The 12,784-nt window shown below is 43.9% G+C and carries 10 protein-coding genes; 6 read left to right on the top strand and 4 right to left on the bottom strand.

Annotated elements, in window-relative coordinates; translation table 11 throughout:
• Positions 1-129: 129 nt before the first annotated feature.
• The 4 genes from ABID99_RS00590 to ABID99_RS00575 all read left to right on the top strand — a co-directional run bounded on the left by ABID99_RS00590 (position 130) and on the right by ABID99_RS00575 (position 6,445).
• Positions 130-1,986, top strand: coding sequence for a CocE/NonD family hydrolase (locus ABID99_RS00590; protein WP_373612552.1), 1,857 nt, complete (start codon positions 130-132; stop codon positions 1,984-1,986).
• Positions 1,987-2,128: 142 nt separating this feature from the next.
• On the top strand, positions 2,129-3,799 hold the full coding sequence (locus tag ABID99_RS00585) for a M1 family metallopeptidase (protein ID WP_373612551.1): 1,671 nt from the start codon (positions 2,129-2,131) through the stop codon (positions 3,797-3,799).
• A 12-nt stretch (positions 3,800-3,811) separates the two neighbouring features.
• Positions 3,812-5,476: a M1 family metallopeptidase gene (locus ABID99_RS00580; protein WP_373612550.1), complete on the top strand. Its 1,665-nt coding sequence runs from the start codon at positions 3,812-3,814 to the stop codon at positions 5,474-5,476.
• Positions 5,477-5,701: 225 nt separating this feature from the next.
• Entirely contained in the window at positions 5,702-6,445 is a 744-nt protein-coding gene (locus ABID99_RS00575; protein WP_373612549.1) for a head GIN domain-containing protein, read from the top strand.
• 209 nt (positions 6,446-6,654) lie between these two features.
• On the opposite strand, the gene ABID99_RS00570 is transcribed toward ABID99_RS00575, so the two are convergent.
• Positions 6,655-6,813 carry a hypothetical protein gene (locus tag ABID99_RS00570; RefSeq protein ID WP_373612548.1) on the bottom strand — a complete coding sequence of 53 codons (159 nt, stop codon included), beginning with the start codon at positions 6,811-6,813 and terminating at the stop codon, positions 6,655-6,657.
• Positions 6,814-6,953: 140 nt separating this feature from the next.
• On the opposite strand from ABID99_RS00570, the gene ABID99_RS00565 reads away from it, so the two are divergent.
• Positions 6,954-7,976 carry a proline iminopeptidase-family hydrolase gene (locus tag ABID99_RS00565; protein WP_373612547.1) on the top strand — a complete coding sequence of 341 codons (1,023 nt, stop codon included), beginning with the start codon at positions 6,954-6,956 and terminating at the stop codon, positions 7,974-7,976.
• 42 nt (positions 7,977-8,018) lie between these two features.
• Entirely contained in the window at positions 8,019-8,858 is an 840-nt protein-coding gene (locus ABID99_RS00560; protein WP_373612546.1) for a DUF2911 domain-containing protein, read from the top strand.
• 216 nt (positions 8,859-9,074) lie between these two features.
• On the opposite strand, the gene ABID99_RS00555 is transcribed toward ABID99_RS00560, so the two are convergent.
• The 3 genes from ABID99_RS00555 to ABID99_RS00545 all read right to left on the bottom strand — a co-directional run bounded on the left by ABID99_RS00555 (position 9,075) and on the right by ABID99_RS00545 (position 12,699).
• On the bottom strand, positions 9,075-9,800 hold the full coding sequence (locus ABID99_RS00555; protein ID WP_090534427.1) for a DUF2490 domain-containing protein: 726 nt from the start codon (positions 9,798-9,800) through the stop codon (positions 9,075-9,077).
• 141 nt (positions 9,801-9,941) lie between these two features.
• Positions 9,942-10,967, bottom strand: coding sequence for a hypothetical protein (locus tag ABID99_RS00550; protein WP_090534425.1), 1,026 nt, complete (start codon positions 10,965-10,967; stop codon positions 9,942-9,944).
• Positions 10,968-10,977: 10 nt separating this feature from the next.
• Positions 10,978-12,699, bottom strand: coding sequence for an ArnT family glycosyltransferase (locus tag ABID99_RS00545; protein ID WP_373612545.1), 1,722 nt, complete (start codon positions 12,697-12,699; stop codon positions 10,978-10,980).
• Positions 12,700-12,784: the final 85 nt, after the last annotated feature.

Raw genomic sequence — 12,784 nt, 5'->3', positions numbered from 1 at the left:
ATGGTTCAGATTTATCCCATACCAACCACATTTTATCCCATTTTGTAACAGAACCATTGATAAATCGGTTTATCGTTAACTCTTTATTAAATTTAACCCAATTTAACCCAATTTAACACGACTGATCTTATGAAGAAAATTAACTTATTTTTTGTGCTGGTATTGCTATATACCGGCGTTAATGCTCAAAGCAACTATGTAAAGGAGCATTTTACCAAAAAAGAGGTGTACATCACCATGCGCGATGGTGTAAAACTGTTCACCTCTATTTATACCCCAAAGGATGCTTCATCGCAAAATAAGTACCCGATGATGATGATGCGTACCTGCTACAGCATCGCCCCTTACGGCGAGGACAAATATCCGGCAAGGCTTGGCCCGTCTGAAATTATGATGAAAGAGGGCTATATTTTTGTTTACCAGGACGTACGCGGCCGTTGGAAAAGCGAAGGCACCTGGACCAACATGACGCCGGTTGTCGATAACAAAAAAAGCAAAAAAGATGTTGACGAAGGCTCCGACACTTATGACACTATCGACTGGCTGGTTAAAAACGTAGCCAACAACAATGGCAAGGTTGGCCAGTATGGTATCTCGTACCCTGGTTTTTATACCGCAGCCGGTATCCTCTCCAACCATCCGGCGCTAAAGGCCTCATCACCGCAGGCACCTATTTCCGATTTCTTTTTTGACGATTTTCATCACAACGGCGCTTTCATTGAGGGGTACTTTTTCACCTTCCCGGTATTTGGTGTTCAAAAAACTGATACAACCAGCAAAGCCTGGTACACCATGCTTAAACCCGATAGCAAAGATGGTTACCAGTATTTATTAGATCTTGGCCCGCTAAAAAATGCCGATAAATTTTATCATGATAACTTCTTCTGGCAGGAAACTATCAATCATCCTAACTACGATGAGTTTTGGCAAAAACGCGGTTTGCTGAAACATTACGGCAAAGTAAAACCTGCGGTGATGCTGGTTGGCGGCTGGTTTGACGCCGAAGATCTAACCGGTCCGCTGGCTATTTATAAAACCATCAACAAAACCGATCCAAATGCATATAATACCATAGTAATGGGACCATTCGGTCACGGCCGCTGGTCGCGCGAAACAGGGCATACCATGCATAGCAATGTTTACTTTGGTGATAGCGTGGCTACATTCTATCAAAAAAATATTGAAGCCAAATTCTTTAACCACTTTTTGAAAGGTAAGGGCGATAAAAATTCCGGCTTACCAAATGCTTACATGTTTAATACTGGTAAAAAGGAATGGGCAACATTTGATAAATGGCCTGCCGCCAATGCTGTACATGAAAAAATGTTTTTAGGTGCCGATGGTAAACTTGTAAATACCCAGCCTGCAACCGCAGGCTCTGTTTCATACATCAGCGATCCGCTTAAACCGGTTCCTTATACCGAGGACAATACCACTACCATGGGCTTTACGCCGCACAATTACATGAGCGAAGATCAGCGTTTTGCAGGCCGCCGCCCGGATGTGCTGGTTTACCAGAGCGAAGTATTAAACGATGATGTTACCCTTGGCGGCGAGATCATGGCGCACCTGAAAATAGCCACCACTGGTACCGATGCCGATTTTGTTGTTAAACTGATTGACGTTTATCCGCCTGATGAACCCAACAACTCATACATGCCCAATAAAAACATTATCCTGAGCAATTACTGGCAAATGGTACGTTCGGAAGTAATGCCGGCACGTTTCTGTAACAGCTTTGAAAAACCGGAAGCACTGGTAGCTAATCAGAAAACCGATGTGAATTTCCGCCTGCAGGATGTGCTGCACACCTTCAAAAAAGGTCACCGTATCATGATCCAGGTACAAAGCACCTGGTTCCCGATAGTGGCACGTAATCCGCAAAAATTCGTGGAAAACCCGTATAAAGCAGACGAAAGCGATTACATCAAGGCTACCGAAACCGTTTATAACGACAGTTACATTGATGTACAGGTGCTGAAGTAGAGATTAGAGGTTGGAGATAAGAGATTAGTCTTTCTCCATTTACCTTAAACACTTGGCCGGACCGTCCAATCCGGCCAAGTGTTTAAGGTAAATAAGCTTTAACTTAGTTTTATAGATCCTTTAACCTGACACAATTAAGCGCATGAAAATAAAACAACTATATTTTGCAGCATTCGCCTTACTCGGCGTAGCAACAATTGCCCAACCGGCAAGGGCGCAGCTCCTGAAGGAAAAAGAGCAATTCACTCATGCCGATTCGCTGCGCGGAATGCTCACGCCTTTGCGCACTTGTTACGATATCAACTATTACCATCTTGATGTTAAAATTGATATCGACAAAAAGTTTATCAGCGGCAGCAATCAATTTAAATTCACGGCTACACAGGATTTTAATAAACTGCAATTCGATCTGTTTGCCAATCTCAATGTCGCCAAAGTTGTTTACAAGGGCAAAGAGCTTGCTTTCACCCGCGATGGCAACGCTGCGTTCCTCAACTTTCCACAAACCATAACTAATGGCAGTAAAGATGAGTTTACCGTTTATTATTCGGGCAATCCGACCATTGCCAAAAACGCGCCCTGGGATGGGGGACTGGTATTTAAAAAAGATTCATTAGGCAAACCCTTTGTGGCAACCGCCTGCGAAGGGATTGGCGCCAGTATCTGGTGGCCTAATAAAGACCAGCTGGCCGATGAGGTGGACAGCATGATGATCAGCATCAGTGTGCCAAAAGGTCTGAAAGATGTATCGAACGGCCGCCTGCGTAAGGTGACGCAGCTTAAGGATGGCTATACCCGGTTCGACTGGTTTGTGGCCAACCCGATCAACAATTACGATGTTGCTGCCAACATTGCCGATTATACTCATTTTGAAGACACCTACATGGGCGAAAAAGGCAAGCTTACGCTCGATTATTGGGTTTTGCCAACCAGTCTGGAAAAAGCAAAAAAACAATTTTTCGCCAATGTTAAGCCTATGTTGAAAGCCTTCGAGCACTGGTTTGGCCCATACCCTTTTTATGAAGATGGCTATAAACTGGTTGAAACCCCGCACCTGGGCATGGAGCACCAGGGAGCTGTAGCCTATGGCAATCACTTCATGAATGGTTATATGGGCTATGACTTATCGGGCACTGGATGGGGCAGCAAATGGGATTACATCATCGTGCACGAAAGCGGGCACGAATGGTTTGGCAATAATATAACCGATAAAGACCTTGCCGATATGTGGGTCCACGAAAGCTTTACCTGTTATTCCGAATCACTTTTTGTGGAGGATAACTGGGGTAAAAAAGCCGGACAGGAATATAACTACGGTTTAAGGCTCACCATTAATAATGACGGCCCTATAGTTGGCGTTTACAATGTAAACAAAGAAGGCTCGGGCGATATGTACTCCAAAGGCGCTATTTTCCTGAACATGATCCGCACTGTTATTAATGATGATGAAAAATGGCGCGGCATCCTGCGCGGGCTTAACAAAACTTTTTATCATAAAACAGTTACCTATGACGATGTGGTGGACTTCATCAACCAACAATCGGGCATGGACCTTTCGCCTGTTTTTGAGCAATACCTGCATTACCGCAGCCTTCCGGTGCTTGAATTTACCAGCCATGAAAACAAGCTTTACTGCCGCTGGATAGCCGAAGCCAAAGATTTCAATATGCCCATCAGGGTACGTGTAAAGGGCGGCGAATACAAATTCATCACCCCAACAAAACAAATGAGCCCGGTTGAAATTGCAGGCGCCACCAAAGACAATATTGAAATTGATTATTTAAACTACTACGTGGGTGCGCTCATGGATTAACCCTCAACATACATGAAAAATAAGTTCTTAAATATTTTTGCTGTCGCTTTAGGCCTTACCGTAGCTGGCATAGCGCCAACTCAGGCACAATTAGGCACCAACAGGCAAACATTTACCCGTGCCGATTCGCTTCGGGGCAGCTTAACGCCGCTGCGCACCTGTTATGATATTAACTATTATCACCTGGATGTGAAGTTTGATATCGATAAAAAATTCATCAGCGGCAGCAACCTGTTCAAATTCACGGCTACTCAAAATTTCACCAAACTGCAGTTTGATCTGTTTTCCAATTTAAAATTAGAGAAAGTGGTGTATGAGGGCGCCGAAATCCCCTTTACACGCGAGTTTAATGCGGTGTTTGTTACCTTCCCTAAAACCATAAAAAAAGGCAGTAAGGACGAGTTTATTGTTTATTATTCCGGTAACCCAACTATTGCAAAACGTGCGCCATGGGATGGCGGCGTGGTTTATACTGCAGACTCATTGGGCAAACCATGGGTGGCAACAGCATGCCAGGGCATTGGCGCCAGTATTTGGTGGCCTACAAAAGATCATCAATACGATGAGGTAGACAGCGCCCTGATCAGTATCAGCGCACCTAATGGTTTAAAAGATGTGTCCAACGGCAGATTACGCAAAGTAACCGACTTAAATAACGGCTATACCCGCTTCGATTGGTTTGTGGCTAACCCTATCAACAATTATGACATAGAAGCCAATATTGGCGATTATGCTCACTTTGAAGGCACCTACCAGGGCGAAAAAGGTCCGCTTACGCTTGATTATTGGCCTTTAAGTTACAACGTTGATAAAGCTAAAAAACAATGGGAGCTTGACGCGCCGCGAATGCTTAAATCATTCGAATACTGGTTTGGCCCCTACCCTTTTTATGAAGATGGTTATAAACTGGTTGAAACTCCGCACCTGGGCATGGAACACCAAAGCGGTACCGCCTATGGTAACCATTACAAAAACGGTTATCTCGGTCGCGACCTTTCAGGCACCGGCTGGGGCCTAAAATGGGATTTCATCGTGGTACACGAAAGCGGCCATGAATGGTTTGGCAATAACATCACCTCAAAAGATGTGGCCGATATGTGGATCCATGAAAGCTTCACCAATTATTCCGAATCGCTGTTCATTGAAACCTATTACGGTAAACAAGCCGGGCAGGAATACGTGAACGGAACCCGTAAAAATATCCGTAACGACAAACCAATTGTAGGGCCGTATGGTGTAAACATGGAAGGTTCAGGTGATATGTATTATAAAGGCGGCAACCTGTTAAACATGGTGCGCACCATTATCAATAATGATGACAAATGGCGCAGCATCCTCCGCGGGCTTAACAAAACCTTCTACCATAAAACCGTTACCTATGACGATATTGTAGGCTATATCTGCAAACAGGCAGGCATGAACCTTGCTCCCGTATTTGACCAGTACCTGCATTATAAAGATATTCCAACCCTGCAGTTTGTAACTAAAGACGGCAAGCTTTATTCCAAATGGATTGCCAATGCCGAAGGTTTCAACATGCCGGTAAAGGTGCGTGTAAAAGGCGGCGGGTATATCTTTATTAAACCAACCACGCAATTTACCCCTGTTAAGATTGACGGTATTACGAAGGACAATGTGGAAGTGGATACGTTTAATTATTATATTAAGGTTGATTAGGTAAGTGGTTGATTCTTACCCCTGACAAAATAAAAAACAGGTGTCATGCTGAGCCTGTCGAAGCATCGCGGGTAGGGCCTCTGCGCGCGAGTCTTCGACAGGCTCAGACTGACAGGCCTTATTTAACCAACCACTCACCCCCTCCCTCCACAAAAAAATCAAATCCCGTGCAACTTTCCTCACCCTGCCGGCGTCTAATTTGAAAACGAAACTAAAACAACCGTCATGAAATCGATCTCAAAAATATTATTAGCTGTAGCATTGGCAGCAGGAACAACTGGTTACAGCACTGCAAAACCATCGCACCCAATTGTTAAACATGCCGATCAAACCACACAAGACCGTCATTTATCAGGCTTCAGCGCTATTGACCTGGCAGGTTCTTTTGATGTCTACTTTACACAAGGCTCAAACGAATCGGTAAAAGTTGAAGCGCCTTCAGATGTTATCGACAAGATCATTACCGAAGTGCAGGGCGGTGTACTGAAGATCTACAGTAAAAAAGGCACCAACTGGGATAACTGGAGCTTTGGCCGCAGCCGCAAAATGATTGTTCATGTTGTTGCTAAAGATATGACCAGCATTAACGTTGCCGGCTCCGGCGATGTTTATTTTAGAGAAGGCATCACCACCACGTCATTAAAATTAAAAGTTGTTGGCTCGGGCGATATGCTGGGCAAAGTGAATGCTAAAAACCTGGACAGCAGCATTTCAGGCTCTGGTGATATGAAACTTTCGGGCCGTGCCGATAATTCAAGGGTGAATGTGGTAGGCTCCGGTGATTTTACCGCCCGCGACCTGATCACCATTAACACCGAAGTGCATATAGCCGGTTCGGGCGATGCCACCATCAACGCCAGCAACAAAATTGAAGCATCTGTAAGCGGCTCAGGCGACGTGCATTATACCGGCGGTGCTAAAAATATTTCAAGCTCAAAAGCAGGTAGCGGAGATATTGAAAGGATATAAGAGCCCTGCCTAAGATAGGAACCTATTAACATATATTGCAGCGTCATTATAAGGTACGAAGACAACCGACCGAAGGGAGCTCATTAATACCTATAGAAAACAAATTATAGTTATTAATAATCCCCGATTTGCAGGTTCGCCCTGTATAGTTCGCGATTGTTTCGTACCTTATAATGACATAATAATAAGTTGTTGATTATTAAGTATGTTTATTGAGCCTGTTTTATAACATGGGCGTTGCCTGCGGCCCGGGCTTTCCGTTGCAAGTCCTCGCCTTTCCTGCCCGCAACCCCTCTGCGCGCTCCGGGCTTTACACTGCAATCCCTAACGCGGCCCACGCGCAACTCCGCTAAAATATTATTTTTCATGTCATCACTTTTTTTTCAGGGCTTCCCTGATGGTTACTTGCAATGACACTTTTTATTTTACAGTATTTGTGAAGCTAATTTAGTTCGCTTCTTATTATCTTTATCTAAGATAATCTCCTCCACCATTCCTATCGCTAACCATGAAAAAGCTATTCTTCATCCTGATTGCTGCCTGCTTTTGCGCATGCAACAATCCGTCAAAACCAGGGGCGGATACCGCAGCTGAATCATCAAACACTCCCTACGAAATAAAAACCGGCGGTAACAAGCTCATTAAAGTTGCTGGTAAATATAACGTATGGACGAAAAAAGTTGGCGACGGTAAAATAAAAGTGCTGCTACTGCATGGCGGTCCGGGTTTTTCGCACGACTATATGGAATGCTTTGAAGATTTTTTGCCGAAGGAGGGCATTGAGTTTTATTATTATGATCAGCTTGGCTGTGGGAATTCGGATGCTCCTGCCGATACCTCATTATGGAACATTCCACGTTATGTTGAAGAGGTTGAAGAAGTGCGTAAAGGATTAGGGCTTGATAATTTTTACATACTCGGGCATTCATGGGGCGGTATGCTGGCTATGGAATACCTGCACAAATACCAGTCGCACGTTAAGGGGGCGGTATTATCAAACATGACAGCCGGTATTAAAGGCTATGTTGCTTATGCCGCCGAATTGAAGAAAAAGTTTTTTACGCCGCGTGATATCACTGTATTTGATTCGTTAGACAGGCTTAAACAATACGACTCGCCTCAATACAACGACCTGTTGATGAATAAACTATATACCCAGGTGATCTGCAGGCTTCCATTAGAGAGCTGGCCCGAACCTTTATGGCGTGCCTTTAAAAAAGCTAATCATACCATATACATACAAATGCAGGGTGTTGACGAGTTTCACGTAACCGGCAATTTTAAAGGATGGGAATTTTGGGACAAACTCCCGGATATAAAAACGCCTACCCTTGTTTTAGGCGGTGTACACGATGAAATGAACCCCGAAGACATGAAAAAGGAAGGTCGCCTGCTGCCCAACAGCCGCACTTACCTGTGCCCTAACGGCAGCCACATGAGTATGTATGATGATCAGCAAAACTATTTCAAAAATCTCATTGCCTTTTTAAAAGATGTTGACGCGGGTACATTCACTGCGGATAAAAAGTAGCACACCAATTATTAATCTTATATAACCACCACACACTTAATCATGAAAAAGTTATTTACCTGTATCATCACGATGATGATCTTTACTGCGGTAAATGTTTATGCGCAGTTAACGCCGCAACCCAGTTCAACACAAAGTATTGTGCAGGATTTCGGCCTCGGCAAAATTAGTCTGGTTTACTCGCGTCCGGATGTAAGAGGCCGTAAAATATTTGGAGGCATGGAACCTTACGGAAAAGTTTGGCGCACAGGGGCCAATTCGGCCACGGTAATTAAATTTACTGACGAGGTAAGTATGGAGGGCAACAAGATCCCGGCGGGCGAGTATGGCCTGTTTAGCATCCCCGGCGAAAACGAGTGGACCATCATCCTCAGCAAACAACCTAAACAATGGGGCGCGTATAACTATAAAGAAGCTGATGATTTTTTGCGTTTTAAAGTAAAAACAGAACACCTTAAGGCATTAACAGAAACCATGACCCTCGCATTCAGCAATGTAGCGGCAACTACCTGCGATTTGCAGATGATGTGGGAGCACAGCGGCTTCACCATCCACATGACCACCGATATCGATACCAAGGTGATGGCCCGAATTGACTCGGCCATGAATACAGATAAAAAGCCATACTATGAAGCTTTGATCTATTACTACAACAATAATAAAGATATGGACAAGGCCTTAGCCTGGGCTACCGAATTGGAAAAAGATAAAAACTTTCCGCCATTTGTGCCTAAATTGTGGAAAGCACGAATTTTATTAAGAAAAGGTGATAAAGCTGCAGCCATAGCAACAGCCCAGGAAGGTGTAAAAATGGCTACTGAGATGAAAACGGATGAATATGTACGTTTAAATAACGAACTAATAGCACAAGCGAAGAAGTAATTTTTGATCCATTTATCGTTGTTAAACAAAAGACCTTGCCAGTGATATTGGCAAGGTCTTTTGTTTAACAAATCCAAAAAAAGGACGGGTTTGCGCGATTCCCCTCTTGAGAGGGGCGAAGGAGTGTGTTTCTGCTTTGATAAATCTACAGCAGAAACACACCCCTGCTACCGCTCATTCCTCCGCGCCCCCTCTCAAGAGGGGAATTTTTTGGTCTTAAAACCTCGTGTAAAAAGCCAGCTGCGCTACATGGTTTACCACATAAGCATCGGCTTGTTTAATGTATTGATTCAGATATCCCGCTTCTGCGTCAAAAGCTTTGCTAAAGCGGTAGCCAACTGCAACGTAAGCACGGTTTTGATCAAAGAAGTGTTTGTTTACTTTGTTTTTGTTTTGCACGTTTACAAAGGCCTCGTTTTGCAGGGCGAGGAAAGCACCTTCTGTAAACACGTCCGAGTCAGGCTTCATCGGGATCACCGCGCGGGCAAAATACCTGAAACGCTGGGCAAAATACCGATCATTTTTATTAGCGGCAGTATTCCCTAAAAAACGCTGCTCTAACCTAAAACGGTGTGCCAATTGCACATGCTTGGTAAGCTTATGGGTATATGTGTACTGCTGCCAGATACGGTGTTCCGGGCGAAATGTTGTTTCGTTACTCGGAGTGCGGCCATAGGTAGCTATGTATGCATAACCCAAGGCCCCTACCTTGTTTTTGGCAAAATAATAATTAGCCGAGGGACGAAGCAGGATATGCTTTAGGTAACTTACCTCATCATGCGAGCGCAACTGCCCGTCGAACGAATAGCCCCAATGTTCGGATAATTTTTGGCTATGAAAAATAGCCGCCCAGCCCGAAAACTGGTTGTCTTGTGCCAGCAGCCTTGCAGGTGCCGCCAGCAGTAATACTGCAAAAATTAATAGTTGTTTTTTTAATTGCATGGATGATATATATGTGTTATAAAGGTTAACATTTACTGTAGAGACGCATTACATGCGTCTCTTTTTGCGACAGAAATTTGCAGGATCTGTCATTTTATTTAAGGCAAAGACGCATGTAATGCGTCTCTACACCTAACTTCACTAATCTTTAAACCTTACCAAAGTCTGTCGGCCCAGGTCAACCGTTACCCTGAAGGCTTCCTGGTTGCTGCTGTAGCCCGGTGTTTGGTGCAGGCTTAATATAAATTGCCCTTTTACACGCTTGTATAAAAACGGCGTGTAAATAATATCAAGCCGGTTGTAGGTCTTCTTTTCAAAAAAGGCATCACCATAAATAATATGGCTGCCCTGGCCTTTGTAAAATTCATCAAACAAGGCAAAACGTTTCCAGCTTAAATAGGCATTGGCTACAAAGCCGGCAGGTTTATGAAAACCATCAACACCCCTAACCCGCTCAAACGACATCATGCCGCCTGCCTCAATAGATAACGAATCTAAAATGGTTTTATGACTTAAGTCTAAACCTAATCTTATTTGTCCGCCACCATTGTCCTGGATATGATCATTAGGCAGCAATACCTCGGCTCCTGCATCATGCATCAGCAAAAAATAGTGCGATACATAAAAGGGGCCGGTTAAGCTTGGCCGATATTTGCCCGAAAAGCCGAACAGAAACTGCTCGCGGTCGGTAACGGTTTGGCGGCTTACCCAATCAATCCAGGCAGTTTCGGTAAAGTGGGCATTATGAAAACGCGTAAGCAAACCCTCAACATTGGGGCGATAGTAGCGCAAAGTATCGTTCAGTAGAGCCCGTGGATAATCGTCCAGCAAACCTTCGCGCGGGAAAGCACCGGCATTGAACAGCCAGTTTTTACCGGTAAAGCTGTAATAGGCAACGGGGTTAACTTTTAAAAAGTATGGTTTTGCACCAAACTCATGAATGCCGTTAACCCCTACAATAAAGTGGTTCACGCTGTCGATATTCAAACCCAGGTCAAGCGCGGTACGCACGCCCGAATAGGTGCGTGAGCGGGCAACAAAATCTTTGTACTCCCGGTTATCCATAAAACCTAAGCCGTTAAAATGGATATCAAGGCTACCCTGTGCAAGGGCAGCAGTAGTGGTTATGATCGAAAAAAAGACAAAAAGGTATATCCGTTTAAACATAGTCGATTTATTATTTTACTGTAATGTTGATGCTCTTACTGTTACGTCCGCCAAAAAATGGTTCGGTACGCAATGAAAAAATGAGTTGATATCTGCCAGGCTGCTCCGGTGCTGTTACATTAAATTTAAAATGAGTGCTTTCGCCCGGCTTTAGGGCAATGTTATGGAATGAATCATCTGCCTTTTGATTGGTGATTTGATCAGTCTTTTTAAAGAAACAGGCTTCAAAAAATACAGGGTGCTTTTGATTTTTATTACTGAAATCAATGGCGAATGGATAAGGATTTTTAACCGTAAGGTCGAAATCTATTTTTTGCCCCGGACTAACGGCTTCTTTGGGAGCAAGTGTTTCAAATTCAACCCGCTGATAAGTGCGCGTATCGTCGACCCAACCGCCATACCATTTACCGGCAAATACATTAATGGAATCGGTTGTTACCCCAGGCAGCCAGACATCCAGTACATAATAAGTTTTTTTATGCTGAATGCTATCTTCTATAGGCCAGATATCATACTGGGTACGGCGATAATGGCGTGAATCATAGGCAAGCCCATGAGTTGTATTATTATAAAAATTGTATTTGGACGGGTCCTGAAAACCCTCATAAAATATCACATAATTATTGCCTGCCTTTTTCTGGATCTGATGCGCCCAATTCTTAAAGCCGAAAAAGCTTTTCATGGCATCAATCTTTAACAAGAACGGAGGCCCCCAGATAATACAGATACGCACAAGCAAAATCAGGCTGACGTTTATGACAGCCAAACGATTAAACCAGGCTGGCTTGCCCCCCGGACTGGCAAAACTGATAAGTACCAGCATACTTAGCGGTACGTAAGCGATAAGCGTCCAATGGAGTTGTACCTCACCTTTAAAAGAGGTAAGAAAAAAGAATGCTAAAATACCCACGCTGTTCACGAGCAGGGTGCGGGTGAAAACATCTTGTATCTTGGTTGTAAACCCTTTATAAAAAAGGAACCAGCCAATCAGCGGCCCGGCCATTATCAACTGCCCCAATGGATATAAATAGGTATTATCCAACTGGTAATCATCGGCCGAACGCTCGCTAAGGTGATAGCTTATTGAAGGATAATCGTGGTTTACCTGCCACAGGATATGCGGTGCATACAAAGCAAGCGCCAGCAGCACAATTCCGTAAAAAGACCCTCGCTTAAGCAATTTTACATTAGATACAAGCGTGAAAGCAACCAACAAAATGCCATGGTACTTGCTATACAGCAGGCAGGCTATCACCACGCCCAATATAATGGCCAGTTTTAAGCTGTCCTGTTCAATATATTGCTGATAAAAATACAGGAACAGCACCGTGAAAAACAGCAAAGGGGCATCAGGGGTGGTGGTAAAACCATAAATATGGAATACAAAGATGCCCGAAACCACCAGTATAAAGTTGATGGCATCAACCCTATAGCGCTTTAGCATCATCCACATCAGGTATAAAGATGCGGTGGTGCTCATCACTGTAAAGAGCCTCGCTCCAAATTCATTATGTATGAGGCTGTAACCTGCTTTAATGAAAACGGCCACCATAGGCGGATGGTCATAATACCCCCAGTCTAAAAAACGCGAATAAACCCAGTAGTAGGCCTCATCCGCATGGATCTCCAGAGTAAATGCCTGTACGGCATTTAGCAAAGCCCACAACAGTAAAAAATAAATTATTGGCTTGTTATATTTTACCGGCGCGCTATTTAAAGAGGTATCCTGCATTAAAATGGATGAGTAAATGACTGGGCAAAGGTATGATAAAAGATATAAGCCATAAAACGTTGGCAGCAGCGATGTGATAATTTGA

It is taken from the genome of Mucilaginibacter sp. OAE612 (assembly GCF_041806395.1).
Lineage (GTDB): Bacteria > Bacteroidota > Bacteroidia > Sphingobacteriales > Sphingobacteriaceae > Mucilaginibacter > Mucilaginibacter rubeus.
The sequence above is the reverse complement of the archived record's forward strand: the minus strand, read 5'-3'. Positions and strand labels throughout refer to the sequence as shown.